A 26,322-nucleotide genomic window follows, 5' to 3' on the forward strand; every position below is an offset into this window, starting at 1 on the left:
GCGAAGCGTGGCGGGGTGAAGCCTCGCCGCGACACCGCCTCCGGGGCCTCGTGCCTCGGGGGCGGTTTCGTTTCTGGCGGTCCCCGTCAGGAGTCCCCGGGCTCCAGTGCACGCATGAGCGCGTTGAGTTTCTCCGCCAGGGTGGCGACGTTCGGCGGCTGCATCACGGTGGTGTGGTCACCCGGCAACTCGCTCACCCTGACGCCACCCGAGACCCAGGCCGACCAGCCTCCATCCATGGGCCGGTGGAAGTGAGGGGGCGCTGAAGAAGCCATGAGGAACTCGGCCGTGCCCGTGAAGGGGCTTGAGGGGACGTAGAGACGTTGCGCCTCGGAGAGCCGCTCGTTGACGGCGTAGAGCTGGCTGACGTGGGTTGGCTCCAGGCCTTCGATGGCGGGCAGGTCCCGCAGCTCTTCCAGCACCCGCTTCATCAGCTCCGCACCTTCCAGCCCGCTCAGTTGCTCCGGCTCCAGCGGCGGGAGGTCCTGTAGCGGCAGTCTCACCATCCGGGCGAAGTCGGCCACCCGAGCCAGCGGCGGTTGCGCGGGTTGGATTTGTCCCGAGGGCGCGTAGCTGTCGATGAAGGCCAGCAGTGCCACCTGCTCGCCCAGGGCCTCGAGCTGCCGCGCCATCTCGTACGCCACCACTCCGCCCAGGGACCAGCCCGCGAGCAGATAGGGGCCGTGGGGCTGCTCCTCGCGCACCTGGTCCACGTAGAGGCGGGCCAGGGCCTCCATGGAGGTGGGAGGCAGCTCTCCGCCGTTCAGGCCGGGGGCGAAGATGCCGTGGATGGGCCGCTCGTTCCCGAGGTTGCGGGCGAGCTCGGCATGGCTGAGCAGTGCCCCTCCGCCGCCGTGGACGAGGAACAGGGGCCGGCGCCGGGAGGTGCCTGTGTCGAGCCGCATCAGGTTGGGCGTGCGCTGGCGGACCTCCGAGGGCGGCGGCGCGAGGCGGGCGAGCCGCTCGACGGTGGAGCCCTGGAAGAGCGCGGACAGGGGCAGCGTCAGGCCGGTGCGCTCGCGGATGAGGGCCAGCAGGCGCACGGCGAGCAGGGAGTGACCGCCGAGGGCGAAGAAGTCGTCCTCCACGCCGACACGCTCCAGGCCCAGCACCTCGGCGAACACCCGCGCGAGCTGCTCCTCCAGCGGGGTGCGCGGGGCGACGTACTCCGCGCGAGCCGCCGAGACATCCGGGACGGGTAGCGCCTTCCGGTCCACCTTGCCGTTGGGAGTCAGCGGCATGGCCTCCAGCGCGACGAAGGCCGAGGGCACCATGTAGGCCGGCAGTCGCTCCTGGAGGAAGGTTCGCAGGGCTTCGGTGGGCACTGGCTCGGAGGAGACGACGTAGGCGACGAGGCGCTTGTCACCGGCGACATCCTCGCGAGCCACCACGAGGGCCTCGCGCACGGCGGGATGTTCTCGCAACATGGTTGCGATTTCGCCGGGCTCCACGCGGAAGCCGCGCACCTTCACCTGGAAGTCGGCGCGGCCGATGAACTCCACGCGTCCGTCCGCCAGCCAGCGCACCTTGTCGCCGCTGCGGTACATGCGCGCGCCCGGAGTCGGGCTGTAGAGGTCGGGCACGTACCGCTCCGCCGTCAGCTCCGGACGGCCGAGGTAGCCACGCGTCACCTGGGCACCGCCGATGTACAGCTCACCGGGCACGCCGATGGGCGCGGGCTGCAGATGCTCGTCGAGGACGTAGATGCGCGAATGGGCCAGGGGCCGGCCCAGCGGAACGGTGGCCGGAGCGGAGCCCTCGGTGGGCCACTGCACGCGGCCGGCGAGCACACCCACCGTCGTCTCGGTGGGGCCGTAGTGGTTGAAGACTTCGCAGTCGGGCGCGAGCGCGCGCACCTGCTCCATGAGGGCCCAGGTGGAGGACTCACCACCGAGCACCAGCTTCTTGCGAGGCAGGACGTGCTGGGGCTCGGTCGCGGTGAGCAGCGCGGACAGGTGAGAGGGGACGAGCTTCACGCAGTCGACGGCGTGGCGCTGGAAGTACTCGGCGACGCCCGCGGGGTTGCTGGCGCGCTCGTGGGTGAGGACATGCAGCAGGCCGCCAGTGCACAGGGCGGGGAAGAGGACGGTGTTGCCGAGGTCGGCGACGAAGGTGGAGACGAGGGCAAAGCTGGTGCAGTCGGCGAGGCCCAGCCGCTGGGTGGCGGCGTGGACGTAGTGGGCGAGCTGTCCGTGGGAGACGGCGACGCCCTTGGGCCTGCCGGTGCTGCCGGAGGTGAAGAGGACGTAGGCCACGTTGTCCGCGGACACGCCGCTCGTCGGCGCATCCGTGCGTTGGCTCGCGAGCAGCTCCGCGTCCTCATCCATCCGCACGCAAGCGGAGGCGAAGGAAGCGGCGTAGCGGGACACCGTCACCACGACGGGAGCGGCGACCTCTTCCACCAGGGCTTGCAGGCGCAGCGCGGGCTGAGCCGGGTCGAGCGGGACGTACGCGGCGCCCGCCTTCCAGACGCCCAGCAGCGCCACCACTGTGTCCACGGAGCGCTCCAGGCACAGGGCTACGCACGTCTCGGGGCCCACGCCCAACGAGCGCAGGTGCCAGGCCAGTTGGTTGGCGCGGGCATCCAGCTCCGCGTAGGTGAGCACCTGGCCCTCGCAGGCCACCGCGGGCTTGGATGGGTGAAGCGCGGCCTGTGCCTCGATGACGGAGTGGAGGCAGTCCTCGGTCGGGAGGTCCGCCCGGGTGTCATTCCACTCGCGCAGGAGTTGGTGGCGCTCGGCGGCGTCCAGGAGTGGCAACTCGGACAGGCGCGCCTCGGGGCGTGCCACCACGCCGTGCAGCAGCGTGCGCAGATGGGCGACGAGACGGCGCACGGTGTCTTCCCGGAAGAGGGCGGTGCTGTACGTGGCCGAGCCAGCCAGCCCCTCGGGGGACTGGGTGAAGGAGAAGGTGAGGTCGAACTTGGCTCCCACGGACTCCGTCTCCAGGGGGAGCATGGACAGCTGCTCCGGGTGCGCCGGGGTGGCCGGCCGCGAGGCGCTCTGCTGGAGGATGAGCATGACCTGGAAGAGCGGAGAGCGGCTCAGGTCGCGCTGGGGCTGCAGCTCCTCCACCAGCTTCTCGAAGGGCACGTCCTGATGGGCGTAGGCACCCAGCGTTGTCTCGCGCACGCGGGCCAGCAGCTGGGTGAAAGTGGGGTTGTCGTGCAGGCGCGCGCGGAGCGCGAGTGTGTTGATGAAACAGCCGATGAGTCCCTCCAACTGGGCGAAGCGACGGCCGGCGATGGAGGAGCCGAGGGTGATGTCGTCCTGGCCGCAGTAGCGCGCGAGCAGCGCGTGGGTGGAGGCCAGCAGGACCATGAAGAGGGTAGCTCCGTGCTGGTGGGAGAGGGATTGGAGTGACTGGCTCAGCTCGGCGGGCAGGTGGAAGTGGAAGGTGGCACCCGCGGAGGACCGCACGGCGGGCCGAGGGAAATCCGTGGGCAGCTCCAGCGCGTGTGGCGCGCCTTCCAGGTGCTGGCGCCACCAGGAGAGCTGCTGCTCGAGGCTGTCGCCGTGCAGCCAGGAGCGCTGCCAGACGGCATAGTCGGCGTACTGCACGGGCAGCTCGAGCAGGGGCGAGGGCTGGCCTCGGCTGAAGGCGGCGTAGAGCGCGGCGACCTCGCGCACCAGCACACCCATGGACCAACCGTCCGAGATGATGTGGTGCATGTTGAGCACCAGCACGTGCTCGGCCAGGGCGAGCCTGAGCAGCAGCGCACGCAGCAGTGGGCCCGCCGCCAGGTCGAAGCCACGCGCGCCCTCCCGGACCAGCAGGCGCCGGGCTTCTTCTGGCGCGGACTCGCCCAGACCGCTCAGGTCCACCACGTGCAGTGGCAGCTCCATGGCGGGCGCGATGACCTGGATGGGCTCGCCCTGGCGCTCGTGGAAGGTGGTGCGCAGGGCCTCGTGGCGGCGCACCAACTCGTTGAGGCCGCGCTGGAGGGCTTCGACATTCAGCTCGCCCTCCAGCCGCACGGCGGTGGGGATGTTGTAGGCGGAGCTGCCGGGCGTCAGCTGCGCGAGGAACCACAGCCGCTGCTGGGCGAAGGACAACGGCAGCGCGTCCGTGCGTGGCACCGGCACCAGTGGCGGTAGCTCGGGGAGCTCCACCAGCCCGCGCGCGAGCAGCGAGCGGTGCACCTGGCGCGCACGCTGGTACAGCTCACTCCAGGTGAGCGTCTGGCCTTCGTGCTCCGCGGCCACTGTGTCCGGCGTGAGGCGGGCCTGGGCCTGGAGGAGCCGGTGCAGGCTGGCGTCACCCACCGAGATGGCGGAGGGCTCGCGCCACGCATTGAACAGCAGGTGCCGCTCCCCGGGCGTGAGCATGGACAGGGTGGACAGCGGCCGGTCCGGGCTCGCGAGTGCGGCTTCCAGCAACACGCGCAGGTGCTGCACCATGCGCGCTGCCGTCGAGGCGTCGAACAGGTCGGTGCTGTACTCGAGCTGGCCCCGCAGCTGATGCCCCCGGTCGGAGATGGCGAGGGCGAGGTCGAACTTCGCCGCGCGACTGTCGAAGGGCACGGCCTCCATTCGGAGCCCCGGCCCCATCACCTGCGGCATGGGGGCGTTCTGGAAGGCGAGCATCACCTGGAAGAGAGGCGTGCGGCCCGCGACACGCTCGGGCCGCAGTGCCTCCACCAGCTTGTCGAAGGGGACGTCCTGGTGGGCGTAGGCGCCGAGCGTCACGTCGCGCACGCGTGCGAGCAGTGCGCGGAAGCTGGGGTCGCCGTCCAGCCGGGTGCGCAGCACCAGCGTGTTGACGAAGAAGCCGATGAGGCCCTCCAGCTCCACGTGGGTGCGGCCGGCGGTGGGCATGCCCACGCTGACATCGTCCTGGCCGGAGTAGCGCGAAAGCAGCGCCTGGAAGGCGGCGAGCACCACCATGGCGGGCGTGACGCCCTCCTGCCGGCAGAGCGCGTGGAGTGCGTTCGACAGCTCGGGAGGGAACTGGAAGGCGTGCGTGGCGCCGTGGAAGGTCTGCACGGCGGGACAGGGCCTGTCCGTGGGCAGCTCCAGCGCTCGGGGCGCGCCGTGGAGCTGCTGGCGCCACCAGCCCAGTTGCGCCTCCAGCACTTCGTCTCGCAGCCAGTCGCGCTGCCACAGGGTGTGGTCGGCGGGCTGCACTGGCAGCGGCTCGAGGTGCGCGGGCTGGCCCGTGGCGTGGGCTGTGTACAGCGCCGTCAGTTCCTGGAGGAGCACGCCCATGGACCAGGCGTCGGAGATGGCGTGGTGCAGGGTGAGGAGCAGCGCGTGCTCGTGCGCGGAAATGCGGACCAGGAGGGCGCGCCAGAGCGGTCCCGCCTCCAGGTCGAACGGCGTCCAGGCCACGTGTTCGAGGAAGCGCGCGAGCGTGGCTTCGCGCTCTTCGTCGGAAAGGGCGCTCAGGTCCACCCAGCCCGCGGGCAGCGCGGGCTCTGGGGTAATCACCTGGAAGGGAGTGTGCTCGCGCTCCTGGAAGGTGGTGCGCAGCGACTCGTGGCGCTGGAGCACGTCACGCAGGGCGCGCGTGAGGGCGGGGACATCGAGCGGGCCGTGCAGGCGCACCGCGGCGGGGAGGTGGTAGGCGGCGCCGTCCGGGTCCAGCTTCGCGAAGAACCACAGGCGCTGCTGCGAGAAGGAGAGCGGCGTGGGGACACCCTCCGGCCGCGGACGAAGCGGCGGGCGGTCCTGCGCGGGGCGCTCCGCCGCCAGCGCCTCGATGCGCTGGGCGAAGGACTCCAGGGTGGCGGCGGCGAAGAAGTCACCCATCGGGAGGTCCACATGGAAGTGCTGGCGCGCGTGCGTGAGCACCTGCATGGCGCTCAGCGAGTGGCCCCCGAGCTCGAAGAAATGGTCCCCGGCGCCCACTCGGTCCACGTGAAGCACCCGGGACCAGAGCGCCGCCAGCGCCTGCTCGGTGGGAGTCCTCGGCGCGACGTACGCGGAGGAGGAGCTGGCCTCCGGAGCGGGCAGAGCCTTCCTGTGCACCTTGCCATTGGGAGTCAGGGGGAAGGAGTCCAGGGCCATGAAGAGAGAGGGCACCATGTGCTCGGGCAGGTGCTCTCGGAGGAAGTCGCGCAGGGCGGAGGTGTCCAGCATGGCGCCACCAGCCGACGGGGAGGCGGGCACCACGTAGGCCACCAGCCGCCCGTCACCGGAGGCGTCGCGGTGCACGCTGGCCACGGCCTGGCGGACGGAGGGGTGACGAGAGAGGACGGCCTCGACTTCGCCCAGCTCAATCCGGAAGCCGCGCACCTTCACCTGGAAGTCAGTGCGGCCCAGGAAGTCGAGCGTGCCGTCATGGCGCCAGCGAGCCAAATCTCCGGTGCGGTACATGCGGCCACCGGGGACGGAGGAGAAGGCGTCGGGGACGAAGCGCTCGGCGGTGAGCTCCGGGCGGCCGAGGTAGCCGCGCACCACGCCGTCGCCAGTGATGAAGAGCTCACCGGGGGTACCCACGGGGACTGGCTGCCCATGGGCGTCCAGCACGTAGAGGCGGGTATTGGCGATGGGAGCGCCGATGGAGATGGTGGAGGCGTCCGCGTCGGCGGAGGAGACGCAGTGGGTGGAGGACCAGACGGTGGTTTCCGTCGGGCCGTACATGTTGGTGAGGGTGGTGGAGGGAAGGGCCTGGCGAGTCTGGGAAGCCAGGGGCCCGGGAAGGGCTTCGCCGCCGACGAGCAGGTGGCGAAGCGCGCCCAGCGCTGCAACTGACTCGGAAGCCAGCACCCGTGCGCGGAGGAAGGCGGGGGTGCATTGCAGGTGGGTCACCGCGTGGCGGCGAAGCACCTCGGGCAGGGCGAGCGCGGTGCCCTGGCGAGAGGCGGCGCGCTCGTCATGAAGCACGACGTGGAAGCCGCGAGTGAGAGTCCAGAGCAACTCCAGCACGGAGATGTCGAAGGAGATGCTGGTGACTGCCAGCCAGGTGCCGGGGGAGGAGGAGCCCAGCAGCGAGTCCATGGCGGCGAAGAAGTTGGCGGCGGTGCGGTGGGGCACCATGACGCCCTTGGGGCGGCCGGTGCTTCCGGAGGTGTAGATGACGTAGGCGAGGGAGTCTGGCTGCGAGGCGCCAGCACGTGGCGCTGCTTCTGCCTCCATTGCCTCTTCGAGCAGCAGCACCTGGACGCCGTCGGAGGGCAGGGTGCCTTGCAGCGAGCGAGAGGTGAGCAGGACGCGTGCGCCGGAGTCCTGGAGCATCCACGCCAGGCGCTCGGAGGGGTAGTCGGGGTCGAGAGGAAGGTAGGCGCCGCCAGCATGGAGGATGGCGAGCATGGCGGCGACCATGTCGGGGGAGCGCTGGAGACACAGGCCGACGGGCGCATCCGGCCGCACGCCGAGAGCCTGGAGGCGGAGGGACAAGCGCAGCACGCGCTGATGGAGCTGGCGGTAGGTGAGGTGCGTGTCGCCGAAGCTGAGGGCGATGGCATCCGGAGTGCGAGCCACCTGGGCTTCGAATTGCTGGTGGATGCAGGCGGCGTCGTAGGCGCGGGCAGTGGCATTCCACGCATGGAGCACCTGTTGTCGCTCGTCCTCGGCCAGCGGGGGGATGGTGCCGGTGTGCTCCTCGGGACCGGCGATGGCGCCTTCCAGCTCTCGCTGGCGCTCCTTGGCGGACAGGGGCGTCTCAGGGCCAGACCGCGCCGGCTCACGCGCGGCGGCTTCCTCCAATGGGGTGACGGGCAGCGGTAGCGCGTGGGTGTCCCGAGGTCTGGCGGCGGCCGGCGCACCCTGGCCCGCGAGGGCTGCGTCAATCAGGCGCGCCACGCCCTCGAGGGTGGGGGATTCGAATAGCCCGCGCAGCGGCAGCTCCACGCCGATGGCCTGACGGATGCGGCTGACGGCCTGGGTGGCCAGCAGCGAGTGGCCGCCCAGGTCGAAGAAGTTGTCGCCGACGCCCACGCGCTGGACGCCGAGCAACTGGCTCCACAGCTCCGCGAGGCGCTCCTCGGTGGGCGTGCGGGGCGCGACGTGCTCGCGGACCTCGCTGTCGAAGTCCGGCGCCGGCAGCGCCCGGCGGTCCACCTTGCCGTTGGAGGTGAGCGGCAGCGCCGGCAGCACCACCACGGCGGAGGGCACCATGTACTCGGGCAGCGTCTGCTTGAGGGCCGCGCGGAGGGTGGCGCTGTCCGTCCGCGCTCCCTCGTGCGTCACCACGTAGCCCACAAGCCGCTTCCCGCCGGGCCCGTCCTCGCGCGCCACCACCACCGCCTCGCGCACCGCGGGCAGCTTCGCGAGCGCCGCTTCCACCTCGCCCAATTCAATCCGGAAGCCGCGCACCTTCACCTGCGCGTCCGCCCGGCCGATGTAGTCCAGCGTGCCGTCTTCCCTCCAGCGCACCACGTCGCCCGTGCGGTACAGCCGTGCGCCCGGCACGCCGGAGTACGGGTCCGGCACGAAGCGCTCGGCCGTCAGCGAGGGCCGGCCCGCATAGCAGCGCGCCACGCCCACGCCACCCACGTACAGCTCGCCCTTGACGCCCACGGGGACCGGCTCGCCGCGCCCATCGAGCACATAGACGCGCATGTTGGCCAGGGGCCGGCCGATGGAGGGCTGGCGCCCATCCGCCTCGCACACGGCTAGCGTGGCCACCACCGTGGTCTCCGTCGGGCCGTAGCCGTTGAAGAACGTCCTGCCGGGAGCCCACCGCGCCACCACCTCGGCCGATACGGCTTCACCGCCGGAGATGACGGTGCGCAGCGCGGGGTAGCCCTCGGAGGGCGTGGCCGCCAGCGCGGCCGGGGTGACGCTGATGACGGTGAGCGCCTCGTCCAGCATCAACCGCTGCAGCGGCGCGCCCGGCATGAGCTTCTCCATGGGCGCCAGCACCAGCGTGCCGCCGGAGCACAGCGTGGTGAATATCTCCTCCACCGACAGGTCGAACGAGAGGCTGGCGAACTGCAGCACGCGGCTGCCCGGGCCGATGCCGTAGGCCACCGCCTCGTGCGTCACCAGGTTCGCCACGCCGCGGTGCTCCACGGCGGTGCCCTTGGGAATGCCGGTGCTGCCGGAGGTGTAGAGCAGGTACGCCAGGTGGTACGGGGCCACGCCCGTGGCCGGAGCCTCCGTGCTCTCCCGCGAGAGGGCTTCGCGCTCGGAGTCCAGGCAGAGGGCGTGGGCGCGGTGCGCCTCGGGGAAGCGCTCCAGCAGGGCCGACTGCGTCACCAGCGCCGAGGCGCCGCTGTCCTCCAGCATGAACGCCAGCCGCTCGCGCGGCAGCAGTGGATCCACGGGCACCCAGGCGCCGCCGGCCTTGAGGATGCCCAGCAGGCCGATGACGACGTCCAGCGAGCGCTCCACGCTCAGGGCCACGCGCCGTTCGGGCCCCACGCCGCGGCGGCGCAGGGCGTGGGCGAGCTGGTTGGCCTGCGCATCGAGCTGCGCGTAGGTGAGGCACTCGCCCTCGAATGAGGCGGCCACCGCATCCGGAGCGCGGCGGGCCTGGGCCTCGAAGAGCGAGTGGACGCACGCCTCGGGGAAGGAGGCGTGGGTGGCGTTCCAATCCACGAGCACCTGGCGGCGCTCGTCCCCTGCCAGCAGCGAGAGTGCCGACAGGCGGCGCTCGGGAGTCGCCACCAGGGACGCCACCAGCACGAGCAGGTGCCGCACCATGCGCTCCACGGTGGACGCGTCGAACAGGTCGACGGCGTACTCCAGCCCTCCGTGAAAGCCATTCGCGGTGCGCGACAGGTTCAGCGTCAGGTCGAACTTGGCGACGCGGCTCTGGGTGGAGCCAGGCCGGAAGGTCAGCCCCGGCATGGAGAGCTCCGCCGGAGGGAGGTTCTGCAGGATGAACATCACCTGGAACAGCGGCGCCTGGTGCAGGTCGCGCATCGGCTGGAGTTGTTCGAAGGGGATGTGCTGGTGGGCGAAGGCGCCGAGGGCGGTGTCCCGGACACGCGCCAGCAGCTCGCGCCCCGTGGGGTCACCGTCCAGGCGCGTGCGCAGGACGAGGGTGTTGAGGAAGAAGCCGACGAGGCCCTCCAGCTCGGCGCGGTCGCGTCCGGCCACCGGCGAGCCGACGACGATGTCGTCCTGGCCGGAGTAGCGGGACAGCAGCAGCTGGAATGCGGCCAGCAGGAACATGAAGGGCGTGAGGCCCTCACGGAGGCAGAGGGCCTCCACGGCTTCCGAGAGCTCCCGTGGGAGCACGACGGGGACGTGGGCCCCCAGCGGCAGGGCGCTGTGCGTGCGCGGCCTGTCGGTGGGCAGCTCCAGCTCCTGCGGCGCCCCTTCGAGCTGTCGCCGCCACCAGGTGAGCTGCTCCTCCAGCTCGGCACCTTGCAACCACTGGCGCTGCCAGGCGGCGAAGTCCGCGTACTGGAGCGGTAGCGGCGCCAGGGGTGAAGGACGGCCGGAGGCGAAGGCGGCATGGAGCTGTGCCACCTCGCGCACCATGACACCCATGGACCAGCCGTCGGAGACGATGTGGTGGACGGTGAGCAGCAGCACGTGCTCCTGCTCGTCGAGCACCAGCAGGCGGGTCCGCATCAGCGGGCCGGTGGACAGGTTGAAGGGGAGCAGGGCCTCCGCCTCGGACAGCCGCTGTGCCTCGGCCTCACGCTGCTCCGCGGGCAGCGAGCGCAGGTCGACGCGCTCCAGGCGCAGGGCACCAGGTGGGAAGATGACCTGGACGGAGCCGCCTGGCTCGTCGCGGAAGGTGGTGCGCAGCGCTTCATGCCGGTGCACCAGCGCTTCGAGGCTCCGGCGCAGGGCCTCGGTGTCCAGCACGCCGGACAGGCGCAGCGCGAAGGGCATGTTGTAGGCGGGGCTGCCGGGAGCGAGCTGGTCGAGGAACCACAGGCGCTGCTGCGCGAAGGACAGTGGCAGTGCTTCCGTGCGGGAGACGGGGACGAGGGCGGGCGCCCGGCTGCCGGAAGAGGACTCGCGGGCGGAGTCGATGCGAGCGGCGAGAGCCTGGAGGGTGGGCGCTTCGAAGAGCGCGAGCAGCGGCAGCTCCACGCCCAGGGTGGAGCGCACGCGTGAGATCACCTGTGCGGCCAGCAGGGAGTGGCCGCCTGACTCGAAGAAATGATCATGCACGCCCACGCGAGGCAGGCGCAGCACCTCGGCCCAGAGGGTGGCGAGCTTCTCCTCCGTCGCCGTGCGCGGAGCGACGTACTCGGAGGCGGAGGACGCTTCCGGTGCGGGCAGGGCCTTCCTATCCACCTTGCCATTGGGAGTCAGGGGGAAGGAGTCCAGGGCCATGAAGAGGGAGGGCACCATGTGCTCGGGCAGGTGCTCTCGGAGGAAGTCGCGCAGGGCGGAGGTGTCCAGCGGGGTGTCGCTGGCCGCAGGGGAAGCGGGCACCACGTAAGCCACCAGCCGCCCGTCACCGGAGGCGTCGCGGTGCACGCTGGCCACGGCCTGGCGGACGGAGGGGTGACGAGAGAGGACGGCCTCGACTTCGCCCAGTTCAATCCGGAAGCCGCGCACCTTCACCTGGAAGTCAGTGCGGCCCAGGAAGTCGAGCGTGCCGTCATGGCGCCAGCGAGCCAAATCTCCGGTGCGGTACATGCGGCCACCGGGGACGGAGGAGAAGGCGTCGGGGACGAAGCGCTCGGCGGTGAGCTCCGGGCGGCCGAGGTAGCCGCGCACCACGCCGTCGCCAGTGATGAAGAGCTCACCGGGGGTACCCACGGGGACTGGCTGCCCATGGGCGTCCAGCACGTAGAGGCGGGTATTGGCGATGGGAGCGCCGATGGAGATGGTGGAGGCGTCCGCGTCGGCGGAGGAGACGCAGTGGGTGGAGGACCAGACGGTGGTTTCCGTCGGGCCGTACATGTTGGTGAGGGTGGTGGAGGGAAGGGCCTGGCGAGTCTGGGAAGCCAGGGGCCCGGGAAGGGCTTCGCCGCCGACGAGCAGGTGGCGAAGCGCGCCCAGCGCTGCAACTGACTCGGAAGCCAGCACCCGTGCGCGGAGGAAGGCGGGGGTGCATTGCAGGTGGGTTACCGCGTGGCGGCGAAGCACCTCGGGCAGGGCGAGCGCGGTGCCCTGGCGAGAGGCGGCGCGTTCGTCATGAAGCACGACGTGGAAGCCGCGAGTGAGAGTCCAGAGCAGCTCCAGCACGGAGATGTCGAAGGAGATGCTGGTGACTGCCAGCCAGGTGCCGGGGGAGGAGGAGCCCAGCAGCGAGTCCATGGCGGCGAAGAAGTTGGCGGCGGTGCGGTGGGGCACCATGACGCCCTTGGGGCGGCCGGTGCTTCCGGAGGTGTAGATGACGTAGGCGAGGGAGTCTGGCTGCGAGGCGCCAGCACGTGGCGCTGCTTCTGCCTCCATTGCCTCTTCGAGCAGCAGCACCTGGACGCCGTCGGAGGGCAGGGTGCCTTGCAGCGAGCGAGAGGTGAGCAGGACGCGTGCGCCGGAGTCCTGGAGCATCCACGCCAGGCGCTCGGAGGGGTAGTCGGGGTCGAGAGGAAGGTAGGCACCGCCAGCATGGAGGATGGCAAGCATGGCGGCGACCATGTCGGGGGAGCGCTGGAGGCACAGGCCGACAGGTGCATCCGGCCGCACGCCGAGAGCCTGGAGGCGGAGGGACAAGCGCAGCACGCGCTGATGGAGCTGGCGGTAGGTGAGGTGCGTGTCGCCAAAGCTGAGGGCAATAGCGTCCGGAGTGCGAGCCACCTGGGCTTCGAATTGCTGGTGGATGCAGGCGGCGTCGTAGGCGCGGGCGGTGTCATTCCACGCGCGCAGCACCTGCTGGCGCTCGGCCTCGTCCATGAGCGACAGCTCGGAGAGGCGTGCTTCGGGCCGCTCCACCACTCCCCGCAGCAGCGTGTGGAAGTGGCCCAGCAGCCGCGCCACCGTGCTCTCGTCGAAGAGGTCCGTGCTGTACTCGGCGGTGAGGCGCAGGCCGCGCGACTCCTCTGCGGCGATGAGCGTCAGGTCGAACCGCGAGGAGCCCGAGTCCACCGGCTGCGCGTGCATCAGCAGGCCGGGCAACTGCACCGGCGGCAGCGGGGCGTTCTGCAACATGAACATCACCTGGAACAGCAGCGGGATGTTCAGGTTGCGCGTGGGCCGGAGGACCTCCACCAACTTCTCGAAGGGGACATCCTGGTGCGCGAAGGCGCCCAGGGCCGTCTCATGCACCCGGCCCACCAACTGCGAGAAGGACGGGTCGCCGGACAGGTCCGTGCGCAGGGCCAGGCTATTGACGAACAGGCCGATGAGCCCTTCGAGCTCGGCGCGGTTGCGGCCCGCGATGGGGGTGCCCACGGTGATGTCGTCCTGGCCGCAGTAGCGGTGAAGCAGGACGTTGAAGGCGGCCAGCAGGACGGAGAAGAGGGTGCGGCCGTCGCGTGCGCCCAGGTCCTTCAAGGACTCGGCGAGGTGCGGAGGCAGGAAGACGGTGTGGCGCGCGCCACGGGCGGAAGGAGTGGCGGGACGGGGCCTGTCCGCCGGAAGCTGAAGCACGGCGTTGGGGTCCAGCCGCTGGCGCCAGTAGGAGAGCTGGGCCCCCAGCACCTCGCCCTGAAGCCACTCGCGCTGCCAGGAGGCGAAGCTGGCGTACTGGAGTGGCAGCGGGGGCAGGGCCGAGGGACGTCCGGAGACGAAGGCCCCGTAGAGCTCCGCCACCTCGCGCACCAGCACGCCCATGGACCAGCCGTCAGTGACGATGTGGTGCAGGGAGAGCAGCAGCAGGTGCTCGCTGCTGGAGAGCCGGTAGAGCACCACGTGCAACAGCGGGCCCTTCTCGAGGTCGAAGGGCCGGCGGGCTTCTTCGCGCAGGCGGAGCCAGGCCTCCGGCTCGCGCTCCGGGGCCGGGAGGCCTTGCAGCTCCACCACGGCCAGGGACAACTCCAGCGCGGGGACGAGCTGCTGCAGGGGACGGCCGTCCTGCTCGACGAAGGTGGTGCGCAGGGGCTCGTGGCGGCGTATCAGCTCGTTGAGACTGTGGCGCAGGGACTCCTCGTCGAGCTGTCCCGAGATGCGGATGACGACGGGGACGTTGAGGGTGGCGCTGCCAGGGGCCAGGCGCTCCTGAATCCACATCCGCTCCTGGGCGAAGGAGGCGGGGACAAGCGAGGGTTGACGGTTCTTCTCGCGCAGCAGCTCGGCGAGCCGCGCGCGTTTCTGCTCAGGAGTCAGGGCCATGGATGGGTTTCCTTCGCGCTACGCGAAGGACCGGCAGGTTCATGTCCCCCCTGAGTTCGTTGGACCTGCGCAGTCGCGTGAGTTCATCGAGTTGAAACGGTCACAGTTGACGCGGACTGAATGTGATTGCGCATTCTGTCGCCCCTCGACGGTGCGCTCAATCTTTTACATCCCGCGCGCGTGAATCCTTGTCTCGTGGCCTGCTTCCGGCTGCAACCCGACGAGGGCCAGCACCCATCGGCCCTGTTGGCACGTGACTTCCTGGCGTCGCTGGTTGTCTTTTATTCGCAGCGACAGCAACTCATTGCGTTGGTCGCGCGGTTTTGATGACAGCGGAGTGTCTCTCCAGCGTCACCACGCCACGGACGGCACACGGTGCCTGACAGGCTCATCCCCGAGGTCCTCCGGTAGCCATCGCGGAGGCCGACCCGCGGCGGCGGCCATCGCGCGCCGAAGCCGGGACCGCTCCGGCCGGGAAGGTCAGCCGGTGGCCGTCGCGGCGGAAGGCGCGAGCAGCCCGGTGACGTCCTTCCACGGGCCCACGCAGGGCGCCGTGTCACTGGCCAGGTAGTGCCCCACGCGCCCCGGCGCGAGCGTGACGAGGGCCGACGAGCGCGTACCGTAGGCCGGCGTGTGGATGCACAGCGCCTGGAGCTGCTGGAGGAAGTCGCGCGGCAGGTCCTCCCCGGTGGCGGGCATCGGAATCGCTTCGGGCGGCGGCAGCGTCGCGTCCGCCAGCAGCGCCTTCAGCCCGGCCTCCAATTCCGGCCAGGGCCGGTGGGCCACCTGTGCGGCGAGCAGCCGGGCGCGCTCCACCTTGGGCATCGCGGGCGAGTCCAGCACGTCATTGGGGAGCACGTGGATGCCGGGCGGCACGTCCTCCCGCTTGAGGCGCTTGTCTCCCGGCCGGGCATAGGCCACCCGGAGCCGGTTCGCGTCGCCGTAGAGGAGGTTGAAGGGGAGGAACTCGTCGCCGGGGAGGGTGTCCAGGTAGCGGTCGACGGCCTCCACGCTCCCCGCCTCCAGGGCCCGGAGCACCACCTCGCCCCGCGAGCGGGGGGCCGGGCCTCGGGCTCGGTCGCCCCGCTGGTTCGTCAGGCCGACGAAGAGTCCTTCGTTGGTTACACCCATCCAGGTCCCGCCGCGCTCCACGTCGCGCCCGCCCACGGCGCGCGGGGACTCCCGAAGTACCTGGGGGCCGGTGGCGGGGCGGGCGTAGAACTCGTCCCGGTTGGCCGCGAGCACCAGCGGCCATTCGGGGTGGACCTGGCGAAGAATGACGATGGTGCACATGCGTATCCGGTCGATAACATCCCCGGCTCCCCGGCGCATTCGTGTCCGGGACCCCTCACGCCGTCGATGACCTCGGCCCCCCGAGCGGCTAAGGTCCGCCGCCCTCAGGAGAATCCATGGCTGAGAGAATCCTCGTCACCAGCGCGCTTCCCTACGCCAACGGCCCGGTCCACATCGGCCACGCCGTGGAGTACGTCCAGACGGACATCTTCGTCCGCTTCCTCCGCTCGTGCGGCAAGGACGTCGTCTACTTCTGTGCGGACGACACCCACGGCACCCCCATCGAAATCAACGCGGCGAAGCAGGGCCTCAAGCCCGAGGACTTCATCGCCCGCTTCCACGAAGAGCATCAGCGCGACTTCCGCGACCTGGACATCCGCTTCGACTACTTCCACTCCACCAACTCGCCGGAGAACCGCCACTACGCGGAGCTCATCTACGGGCGGCTGAAGGAGAAGGGCGACATCGAGCGGCGCAACATCGAGCAGGCCTACTGCGAGAAGGACCGTCGCTTCCTGCCGGACCGCTTCATCAAGGGCACCTGCCCCAACTGCAAGTCCCCGGACCAGTACGGCGACGCCTGCGAGAAGTGCGGCAAGGCCTACTCGCCCACGGACCTCATCGAGCCCCGCTGTGCCCTGTGCGGCACGCCGCCGGTGCGCAAGAACTCCGAGCACCTGTTCTTCAAGCTGTCGCGCCACGCGGACTTCCTCCAGTCCGTGCTGCGCCGCCCCGGCTTCATCCACCCGGGCCTCGCCACCCAGCTCCAGGGCTTCTTCGAGAAGGGTCTGGCGGACTGGGACATCAGCCGCGACGGGCCGTACTTCGGCTTCGCGATTCCGGGTGAGACGGACAAGTTCTTCTACGTCTGGCTGGACGCCCCCATCGGCTACATCGCCACCACGGAGAAGTGGGCGAAGGAGACGGGCAAGGCGAAGGGCGCGCTGGACTACTGGGACGGCAACAGCCCGTCGCGCATCATCCACTTCATCGGCAAGGACATCGTCTACTTCCACGCCCTGTTCTGGCCGGCCGTGCTCAACGTCGCGGGCCTGCACGTGCCCAACGAAATCAAGGTGCACGGCCACCTGACGGTGAACGGCGAGAAGATGTCGAAGAGCCGCGGCACCATGGTGCCGGTGCGGGACTACCTGGACCAGTTGGATCCGAGCTACCTGCGCTACTTCTACGCGGCCAACCTGGGCGCGGGCGTGGAGGACCTGGACCTCAGCCTCAAGGACTTCCGCGAGCGGGTGAACGGCGAGCTGGTCAACAACGTGTGCAACCTGGCCAACCGCGCGCTGTCGCTGCTGTCCGGTCCGCTGGAGAAGCGGCTGGCGCCGGGCCGCGCGGGAGGGCCGGGCCGCGCGCTGGTGGAGTCCGCGCTCGCCCGCGTTCCGGAGGTGCGCGCCGCGTTCGAGAAGCTGGAGTACCGCAACGCCATCCGCGTGATTACGGACATCGCCTCGGCGGCCAACGCCTTCGTGCAGGCGCAGGCTCCGTGGGCGGCGGCCCGCAAGCCGGAGACGGCCGAGACGGCGCGCGCGGACCTGTCCGACGTGGCGGATGTCATCTACCTCCTGGGCGCGCTGCTCGCCCCGGTGACGCCGCGCCTGTCGGAGAAGCTGTTCGCGCAGCTCGGCGCTCCGGAGTTGACGTTCCAGGGGCTGGAGGGCGCGAAGTACCCGCTGTTGGACCGCAGCCGTCCCACTGGCACGCCGGAGCCGCTGCTGCCCCGGCTGGAACCGGACCGGGTCAACGCCATCATCAAGGCCCCCGAGGGGGCACCCCAGGCCGCGGAGGCGAAGCCGGCCGCTGGCAAGGAGAAGAAGAAGGTGGAGAGCGAGAAGAAGCCCGAGGCAGGGACCCCGCAGGCGTCTGCGGGCGCGGGCGCGGGTGAGGCGTCGGGGGAAATCGAGTACGCGGACTTCGCGAAGGTGGTGCTCAAGGCCGGCCGCATCGTCGCCGCGGAGAAGGTGAAGGACGCGGACAAGCTCCTGAAGCTCACCGTGGACCTGGGCGAGCCGTCGGGCCCGCGCACCATCGTCTCCGGCATCGCCGAGGCGTACGCGCCGGAGGCCATCACCGGGCGGAACGTGGTGGTGGTGGCCAACCTGAAGCCGCGCAAGCTCAGGGGCATCGAGTCGCGCGGCATGCTCCTGACGGCCGGCACGGGCGGCAAGGACCTGTCGCTGCTCGACCCGGGCAACATGCCTCCTGGCAGCGAGGTGAAGTGAAGTGACGGACTGGCGCGCCGAGCGCGACCGCGCTCTGTTGACGTTGGAGCGCGAGAAGCGCCCGGCGCTCCGGGCCGAGGCCGCGGACCAGCTCTACCACCTCGCCCTCGAGGCCCCCTCGCGCGCGGCGGACTTCACCGACGCGCTCGCCCGGCTGCTGACGGACGCGCAGCCGGAGGTGCGCCGCTCAGGGGTGGGGCTGGCCGCCGTGGTGCTGCCCGCGGACGAGTTGCCGGGCACGCTCATCTCCCGGCTGCGTGACGACGAGTGGCTGGTGCGCCTGGAGGCCACCGGCCGGCTCGCGGACCTCGCGCGGCCGGAGCTGCGCGGGGCGCTGGCGAGCATGCTGGAAGATTCGATGCCCGAGATCCGCTTCGAGGCCGCGCGAGGCATCGCCGCCCTCAGGCACCCGGCCGGGCTGGACATCCTCGTGGAGGCGCTGGACTCGGACCTGCTGCGCTTCCGCGCCCTGGGCGCCATTGGCGAGTTGGAGGATGCGCGCGCGCTGCCGGCCGTGAAGAAGCTCTTCCGGCGGTGGCTGTTGCCCGCCTTCGACAAGACGCAGGCCGCGGGGGTGCTCGCGCAGTTGGGCGACGCGGAGGGGGCCACCTGGCTGCTCCAGCGGACGCGGAAGAAGTGGAGCACGGACCGCGCGCTGGCGGTGGAGCTGTGCGGCGCGGTGAAGGCGCCCGGCGCGCTGGAGCGGCTGAAGGAGATTCTGGAGGACGCCAAGGACGACTGCCGCGGGGCCGCCGCGCGCGGGCTGGGGCGGCTGGGCGACGCGCGGGCGCTGCCCTGGCTGCTCGCGCTGCTGGACGAGCGGGGCGCCGCGGAGGACTTCCGCCTGGATGCCGCGGACGCGCTGTGGCGGCTGGGCCTGCCGGAGGGACGCGAGCGGGTGCGCGCCTCCATCCCCACCTTCACCTCACCCGAGGCGCGCACGGAGCTGGAAGAGCTGTTGTTGGAGGAGACATGAGACTGGTCGACGCCCATTGTCATCTCGAGGTGAAGGACTACCCGGACGTCATGGCCATCCTCGAAGGGGCCCGGGCCGCGGGCCTCGTGCACGCGATTGTCGTGGGCCAGTTCCACGGGCCGGGGGACTGGGGCAACGCGCTGGAGCTGGCCGCCGCGCACCCGGACTTCCTCTCGCCCACGCTGGGCATCCACCCCCATGAGGCGGCACGCGCCACCGAGGCGGACTTCGCCACGCTGGAGGCGCAGTGCGCGCGTCCCGAGGTTCGCGCGGTGGGGGAGGCGGGGCTGGACTACTACTATGACAACTCGCCCCGGGACGTGCAGGCCACCGTCTTCCGGCGCCAGTGCGAGCTGGCGCGCCGGCTCTCCAAGCCGCTGGTGGTGCACGTGCGCGACGCGCATGACGACTGCGAGGCGATTCTTCGCGAGGCGGGGCTGTCCCGGGGCGTCATCCACTGCTTCACCGGGGACACGGCCGCCGCGCGGCGCTACCTGGACCTCGGCTTCCTCCTGTCGCTGTCCGGCGTCGTCACCTACAAGAACGCGCAGGCGCTGCAGGATGCGGTGCGCTTCGCGCCGCTGGACAGGCTGATGGTGGAGACGGACAGCCCGTACCTCGCGCCAATCCCGCACCGGGGGAAGAAGAACCAGCCCGCGCACGTGGTGGAGACGGCGCGCAAGGTGGCGGAGCTGAAGGGCGTGACGCTGGACGAGGTGGCGGCCACCACCACCGCCAACGCCTCCGCCTTCTTCGGGCTCAGCCTGGGCTGACGGTGGAACCGAGGCCGCCGCGCTCGCAGCCAGTGCCGGCTGCGAGCAGCAGGGGAACCTTCGGGCTCAGCCAGCGGTGACGGCGCTGACGAGCGACAGCAGGTCCTGGAGGTCCTGGTCCATCTGCGGGACGTCCAGGAGCAGCGCGTCCGGGTCGTACTGGAAGTCCGCCTGCTTGAGCTTCAGCAGTGCCTGCAGCGCCGGCTCCCCGGAGTGGCCGCCGAAGGACGCGAAGACGACGCGGCCGCGCTCCAGGTGGAGGTAGCCCTCCAGCGTGTGCTGGCGCAGGTGCAGCCGGCCATTCTTGTGGTTTCCGGCCAGCGTGCGCAGCAGCTCCTTCGGCGGTAGCTCGTCGAAGCTGCCCCGCACCACGCGGCCCGGGCCGTTGTGCTGCACCCGGTCCTCCAGCTGCGCCCGCACCGCCTTGGCCACCACCTGCTTGTCCGCGGGCGGCAGCACCTCCGTGGCGCCGCCCATCATCAGCCGCTCGCGCGTGGGGCCATCCGGCTCTCCCACTACGACGATGGGCAGGCCCGCCGTCTCCGGCATGGAGCGCGCCTGCTGGAGCAGCTCCAGCACCTCCTGCTGCCCCAGGCGCAGGCTCAGCACCAGCACGTCGCAGTCCTGCCGGGCCAGGCCGTCCTGCGCGCCCTCCAGCGTGGACAGCGCGTGCGCCACCAGCCCCTGCTTCAGCACCACCTCCAGCAGCTCGCCGCGCGTCGCCTCGTCCGGCTCCACGATGAGGACCTGCCGGCCCTCGCTCTCCAGCCGGTGGCGCAGCAGCTCGCCGCTCTGCAACTGGATGACGATGTCCGCCACCACCGGGTCATAGAGCACGCCCGCGTGGGTGCGCAGGTGCTCCAGCGCCTGGTCCTTGGTGAAGACCTTGCCGTTCGCGTTGCCCGGGTTCTTCGTCAGCTCCAGGAAGCTGTCCACCGCCGCGAGGATGCGCGCCCCCAGGGTGATGTCCTCGCCCTTGGCGCCCTGCGGGGTGCCCGAGCCGTCCCAGGCCTCATAGAGCTGCGCGAGGATGGTGTTCGTCTGCGTGGGCAGGTGCACCGTCTCGAACAGCTTGGTGGGCGCGCGCACCGCCAGCTTCGCCTGCGCCTTCCAGTCCGGGTTGACGGCGTTGCTGGCCAGGGAGAAGTGGCGCTCGGACGTCTTGCCCAAATCGTGGAGGTACGCGGCGATGGACAGCGCCGTCAGCTCCTTGTGCGGCATGCCCATGCGCTGACCGACGATGACCGCCTGCCGCGCGAGCTGCGCGGAGTGGCCGCGGTGGCGCTGCCGGTCCTGCTCCAGCAGGCCCACGAGGATGCCCAGCGTCTCCACGTAGTCGGCGTCGCTGACGATGCCGCGGGGGCCGCCCGGCTCGCGCCGCTGGGTGGAGGAGGGGCGCGGGGCCGGGGTGCCTCCACTGGGCCGATTCACCCGCATCCGCGGGTCCGTCTCCATGGGGTACTGGAGTCTGCTCAGCCCCGTCATGGTGCTGCGGCCCGTAGAGGTGCGGTTGTGCTCCGCCGCCCCCGTGCGCCCGGGCGCGACGGGGCTGGCCGCCACCTGCTCCCTGGCGCCCTCCAGCAGCGCGGTGAAGGCCGTGGGGTCGCCGTAGTAGTGCTTGCGGATGGCCGCGGCGATGGCGCTGCGCAGGCCCACGTACGCGTAGACCTCGGACATGCCGGTGACGAGCGCAATCTCGTCCATCAGCGCCTTGTTCTGCGGCTCGGCGGCGACGATGGAGATGAGCTTGCGCTCCGGGTCCACCGCCAGCGGCAGCACGTTCTGCGCCTCGGCGAGGCGGACGGGCAGCCTGTCCAGCACCTCGGTGGCGATGCGGGCCTTGGCCAGCTTGTCCGCGCTCACGAAGCGCGTCTGGAACTCGGCGGCGAGGAAGCGAAGCAGCCCCGTCTCCTGGAGCAGCCCCAGTTCCACCAGGCAGTCCCCCAGCTTGTGGCCGGTGATTTTCTGGTGCTCCAGGGCCTGCTCCACGGCCTGTGCATTGACGAGGCCGGCCTCGATGAGGCGCTCTCCCAACTTCTTCGCCATGTGACTTTGAGCTCCCTCAGCTCTCCGAGGACCCCTCGCCGTCCTTCGCCGGGGTGATGGTCGTCAGCGCGCTGAACGGCTTGAAGGTCAGCTCGCGGGGCAGGCTGCTCGCGTCGCGGGGCGGACGCTCCTCGCGCGGAGGCCGCGGCGGACGCTCCTCGCGGGGCGGACGCTCTTCACGCGCGCGCTCCTCGCGGGGCGGACGCTCGCGACGCGGCGGCCGCTGCTGCTGCTGCTGCTGCTGCGAGCCGGCCTCGGCCTGCGCGGCGCCTTCGGCCTGGGCCTGGGGCTTCTCGCCGCCCTGCTCACGCGGCTTGTCGCCCTTGGCCTTGCGCTTCTCCTCGCGCGACTTGCGGCGGCCACCGCCACCGCCTTCCACCGGGGCGCGGCCCCGCTGGGTGGGCGCCGGGCCCTTCCAGAGCTGCCGGTCGTAGTGGCGCAGCACGTCCGTCCACTTGTCGTTCGAGTCCCGCTGCATGGCCTCCAGCCACGAGGCGATGCGCGAGTCGAGCGAGTCCAGCGCGTGGACGATGTGCGCCTCCAGCGTCATCGGCACCTTGGGGCTGCCGTACTCGAGCTGGCCGTGGTGGGCGATGACCAGGTGCGTGAGGTGCTGCTCCAGCAGCGGCGGGAAGCCCGGGATGGCCAGCGTCTTCTCGCGAATCTTCTGCGCCGTCATCACCAGGTGGCCAACGAGCTTCCCCTCGTCGGTGTAGTCGAAGCCCTTCTCGGGGGAGATTTCGGCCACCTTCATCACGTCGTGCAGCAGCGCGCCGGCCAGCAGCAAATCCCGGTCCGCCATGGGGTAGTGGTCCGCCACGCGGAGCGTCAGCCGCATCACCGACAGGAGGTGCTCGGCCAGGCCGCCGCGCCACGCGTGGTGCATGCCCTTGGCCGCCGGGGCGATGGGCAGGCCCGCCGCAATCTGCGGGTCGTCCAGGAAGGCCAGCAGCAGCTGCTTCACGTGCGGGTCGTTCACCCGCTCGGAGACCATCTCCCGGATGAGGCCGGCGGCGCGCGAACCCGCGGAGCCGTCCCGGGCGCCCTCGTGGCCCCGGGCCTCCTTGCCCTCGGCGCGGGCCTCGCCCTTGTCGGCCTTCTCGCCCTTGTCACCCTTGGGCTCGCGGGCCTCGCGCGGCTCGGCCGGCTTCGCCTCGGCGGCGGGCTTCGCCTCGGGGGGCGGAGCGGGGGGCGGCTCGAACTCCTTGGGGTCCAGCGGCTCCGGATCCAACCGCTCCAGGCCCTCCACGACGACCTGCGTGCGGCCGTGGAAGCTGATGACGTTGCCCTGCACCAGCACGAAGTCGCTGGACTGGAAGGTGGATTCCAGGGCGTCCACCTTGTCGAAGATTCGGGCGTCCACCTCGCCGCTCTTGTCGACGAGCGTCAGGGCGAGGAACACCTTGCCGCTGCGCGCGGTCACCTTCTCCTTCTTCGTGACGCGGAAGACGGTGTTGACGCGGTCCTTCTCGCGCAGGTCCGCCGCGTACACCTTGCGGACGGTCTCCACGGAACCCTCCGGGGTAGGGGTGGCGGTCTCGGGCACGTTTTCGTTGGTCATTGCGGCCGCGGACACTAGCACCAGGAAGGCGCTTCGAGGGGAACTCGCGTCAGCTCACCTCCAGGGCCATGGCGTCGAGGTAGTCGGACCCCGGGGAACCGACCAGGGTGGGGTGGTCCGGCGGCAGGCCCAGCCGGGCGAGCCGGGTGCCGATGCGGGCCTCCCCCTCACAGGCGGTGGCCACCAGCTCGTCGAAGTTCCCCAGTCCAAGAGGCGGGTGGTAGCCGACCACCAGCAGCCTCCCCCCGTGCCGGGTGCGCCGGAGGGCATGGCGGAGCTGCTCCAGGAATTCCTCCTCGGACGTCACGCCGGGTGTGTCCAGGAGGACCAGGTCGAAGGTGTCCCGGAGGGCCCGGAGCACCTGGAGCGGCTGGCCCGTCTCCACCGTGGCCCGTCCGAGCAGACCGTTGGCCTCGGCGTTCTCCCGGGCCAGGTCCGCCGCGTCCGCGTTCTTGTCGAAGGCCAGAATCTGCCGCGCGCCGTGCAGGCCGGCGTGGACGAAGAGGCCGCCCACGTTGCAGCACGTGTCCAGCACCCGTCCGCCGTTGGCCATGCGCGCCACGAAGCGGCGTAGCTCGCGCTGGTCGTAGTGGTAGCCGGTGCCCACCCCGTAGGTGAGGTCCACGGTGAAGCGCGCGCCCATCTCCAGGAGTCGGCACCAGCGGGGCGGGGTGCCGTAGAGGACGTGGGCCCGCTGCGTGGGCAGGCCCAGCGCCTTGCGCCGCGGCGAGTCGTTGCGCAGCAGCACCGAGCCGGCGCCCGTCACCTCCACCAGCGCGCGGGTGATTTCCGCCTGCCGCGCGTCCATGGCGCGCGTCAGCGTCTGCACCACGAAGTGGGTGTCGTACCGGTCCACGATGAGTCCGGGCAGTCCGTCCCCGTCGTCATTCACCACGCGGCAGAAGCGCGGGTCGTCCACCAGCCGGCCGCGCCGCTCGAAGGCGTGGCGCAGGTGGCGGGGGATGAGGCCTTCCACGGCTTCGTCGGGCTGGCCAATCCGCCGCACCGCGAACGAGGACTCCAGGTCCACGTCGCCCAGGCCCAGCACCGAGCCGTCCTCGTCCCGGAGCTGCACGGGCTCCCCGGGCTGCGGCGTTCCCTCCATCGAGACGATGTCCTCCCGGTGCAGCCAGGGGGCACCATGGCGAAGCCGGCGGGCGGCATCTCGGGACAGATAGGTGCTGAGCAAGGTGTCTCCTCCCTCTCGCGGTTCCACCGCGGGCACCGGCGCCCACGGGCGTCCTCCCGAGGGAGAACATGCGCTGTCGTCCGCCAGCTTGCGGCGAGCGCCGGGACGCCGCGCGGCAGGGCAGGCGGGGGAGGGAGCGGTGCCTTCGGGGCGTCAGCCGCCGGAAGAGGGGCGCTTGAACGCCTTGAACGTCACCCGGGTGAGCATGAAGCTGGCCGTCAGCGCGAGGACGATGCCGAACAGGCGCAGGTGCCAGTTGTCGCGGAACAGCAGCGACAGGGCCAGGACGCCCAGCAGCACCACGCCCACCACCGACAGAATCTGCCCCCGCTGGGCGGCGCCGGTGGCCGCGCGGCGCGCTCGGGCCAGCGTGGGAAGGCTGCCCGCCTTGCGCCACTTGGACGAGTCCTCCTCGCGGACCTCGTCCTCCGGGTCCACCAGCCCCTGGAGGTAGGCCTGCTCCACCTCCAACAGGCTGGGGTAGACCAGCTCACCGTCCGGTGTGCGCACCACGTAGCGCATGGAGCCCTCCTCCCGGGCTGCCCGTACTAGGACAGCTCGATGGCAATCTGCTCAGCGACCCGCAGCCCATCAATGGCGGAGGACACGATACCACCCGCGTAGCCGCACCCCTCGCCCGCCGGGTAGAGCCCCTTGAGGGACACCGACTGCAAATCCTCCCCACGGGTGATGCGCACGGGAGACGAAGTGCGGCTCTCGATGCCAATGAGCTTGCCCTCGTCGCTGATGAAGCCGCGCATCTTCCGGTCGAAGGTGCGCAGGGCCTGCTTGATGGACTCGGTGAGCCGCTCCGGGAAGAGGCGGTTGAGGTCCACGTGCGCCAGCCCCGGCCGGTAGCTGGTGCCGCCCGGGTCCTTCTTCACGCGCCCGGCCAGGTAGTCCGGAATCGTCTGGGCCGGGGCGAAGAAGCGCCCGCCGCCCAATTCATACGCCTTCTTCTCCCAGTGGCGCTGGAACTCCAGGCCCGCGAGCGGGCCGCGGAAGCCCTCGCGCTCGAAGTCCGCCACGGACACGGAGACGACGATGCCCGCGTTGGCGTAGCGCGCGTTGCGGCGCGAGTTGCTCATGCCATTGGTGCACTGCAGGCCCTCTTCCGTCGGCGTGGGCACGACGATTCCGCCGGGGCACATGCAGAACGAGTAGACGCCGCGCACCTCGCCGTCCACGTCCAGGTTCTCCGCCAGCTTGTAGTCGGCCGGGGGGAGCTTGGGATTCTTGGCGGCGTTGCCGTACTGGATGCTGTTGATGAGCGTCTGCGGGTGCTCGGCGCGGAAGCCGAGCGCGAAGGGCTTGGCCTCCACGCTCACCCGGCCGTCGGCGGCGAAGCGCTCGTAGAGCTCACGCGCGGAGTTGCCCGGCGCGAGGATGACGCGGTCGCTCTCCAGCGTGCGCCCGTCGGACAGCTTCACGCCCGCCACGTGGCCGTCGCGGTAGAGCAAATCGTCCACCCGGTGCTCGAAGAGCACCTGGCAGCCGCCGGCGATGAGCTCGTCGCGCAGCTTCGCCACCGCGCCCGGCAGCAGGTCCGAGCCGATGTGCGGCTTGCCCTCGATGAGGATCTGGTCGGGCGCGCCGTACTTCGCGAAGGCCTCGATGACCTTGCGCACCATGGGGTGGTTGATGCGCGTGGACAGCTTGCCGTCCGTGTAGGCGCCGGCGCCGCCCTCCCCGAAGTTCATGTTGCTCTCCGGGTCCAGCGTGCCGTCGCGCATCAGCTTCGCCACGTCCTTGCGGCGCGCCACCACCTCGCGGCCGCGCTCCAGGAGGATGCTGCGTACGCCGCGCTCCAGCAGGCCCAGCGCGCAGAAGAGCCCGGCCGGGCCGGTGCCGATGATGATGGGCCAGCGCTCCGGCGGCTTCACGGGGGCCAGCGGCTCCGGCGGAGGAGGGGCTTCACCCACGTCCGGAGGCAGGTGGGCCGGCTTGCGGCCGGGCGCCATCTCCACCTCCAGCGTGTAGATGTAGCGGGGGCTGCCCTTCTTCCGCGCGTCCAGCACGGAGCGCACCACGCGCACGCTGGCGAGGTCGGAGCGGGTGACCCCGAGCTTCTCCGCCGCACGCTGGCCGAGCAGCTCTTCCGGCTCGTCCAGCCACAGCCCGATGTTGTTCACCCGATACGCCATGACCATTCGCTCCTGGTGGGGGCGCGTA

General features: G+C 71.0%; 10 protein-coding genes. 3 read left to right on the forward strand and 7 right to left on the reverse strand.

Features of this window, described 5'->3' with window-relative positions:
* Nucleotides 1–86: 86 nt before the first annotated feature.
* Together ACVTJA_RS18100 and ACVTJA_RS18105 are read right to left on the reverse strand one after the other, a co-directional pair.
* Complete coding sequence (locus tag ACVTJA_RS18100) at nt 87–14,075, reverse strand: non-ribosomal peptide synthase/polyketide synthase (protein WP_465837708.1); 13,989 nt, start codon at nt 14,073–14,075, stop codon at nt 87–89.
* Nucleotides 14,076–14,555: 480 nt separating this feature from the next.
* The gene (locus tag ACVTJA_RS18105; protein WP_465837709.1) at nt 14,556–15,368 is read right to left on the reverse strand and encodes an NRDE family protein; all 813 of its coding nucleotides are present in this window, start codon (nt 15,366–15,368) and stop codon (nt 14,556–14,558) included.
* A gap of 116 nt (nt 15,369–15,484) precedes the next feature.
* Here ACVTJA_RS18105 and metG point away from each other — a divergent pair, with 116 nt between their 5' ends.
* From metG to ACVTJA_RS18120, 3 genes are read left to right on the forward strand one after another with little or no spacing between them, the layout of a single operon-like run.
* Complete coding sequence (gene metG, locus ACVTJA_RS18110; protein ID WP_465837710.1) at nt 15,485–17,605, forward strand: methionine--tRNA ligase; 2,121 nt, start codon at nt 15,485–15,487, stop codon at nt 17,603–17,605.
* A gap of 1 nt (nt 17,606) precedes the next feature.
* Nucleotides 17,607–18,581 (forward strand): HEAT repeat domain-containing protein, encoded by a 975-nt coding sequence (locus tag ACVTJA_RS18115; protein WP_465837712.1) that lies wholly within the window; start codon nt 17,607–17,609, stop codon nt 18,579–18,581.
* A complete protein-coding gene (locus ACVTJA_RS18120) occupies nt 18,578–19,354 on the forward strand; it encodes a TatD family hydrolase (protein WP_465837714.1) in 777 nt (258 codons plus the stop codon). Before ACVTJA_RS18115 ends, ACVTJA_RS18120 begins: the two co-directional genes overlap by 4 nt.
* 66 nt (nt 19,355–19,420) lie before the next feature.
* On the opposite strand, the gene ACVTJA_RS18125 is transcribed toward ACVTJA_RS18120, so the two are convergent.
* From ACVTJA_RS18125 to ACVTJA_RS18145, 5 genes are all read right to left on the reverse strand, one after another.
* On the reverse strand, nt 19,421–21,400 hold the full coding sequence (locus ACVTJA_RS18125; protein ID WP_465837715.1) for an HD domain-containing phosphohydrolase: 1,980 nt from the start codon (nt 21,398–21,400) through the stop codon (nt 19,421–19,423).
* Nucleotides 21,401–21,416: 16 nt separating this feature from the next.
* Nucleotides 21,417–22,961, reverse strand: a complete 1,545-nt coding sequence (locus ACVTJA_RS18130; RefSeq protein WP_465837717.1) for a 3'-5' exoribonuclease YhaM family protein — start codon at nt 22,959–22,961, stop codon at nt 21,417–21,419.
* 49 nt (nt 22,962–23,010) lie between these two features.
* A complete protein-coding gene (locus tag ACVTJA_RS18135; protein ID WP_465837719.1) occupies nt 23,011–24,150 on the reverse strand; it encodes a class I SAM-dependent rRNA methyltransferase in 1,140 nt (379 codons plus the stop codon).
* A 153-nt stretch (nt 24,151–24,303) separates the two neighbouring features.
* Nucleotides 24,304–24,672, reverse strand: coding sequence for a hypothetical protein (locus ACVTJA_RS18140; RefSeq protein ID WP_465837720.1), 369 nt, complete (start codon nt 24,670–24,672; stop codon nt 24,304–24,306).
* Between the two features lie 26 nt (nt 24,673–24,698).
* Complete coding sequence (locus ACVTJA_RS18145; RefSeq protein WP_465837722.1) at nt 24,699–26,294, reverse strand: NAD(P)/FAD-dependent oxidoreductase; 1,596 nt, start codon at nt 26,292–26,294, stop codon at nt 24,699–24,701.
* Nucleotides 26,295–26,322 lie beyond the last annotated feature (28 nt).

This window comes from Pyxidicoccus sp. M6 (assembly GCF_055568925.1).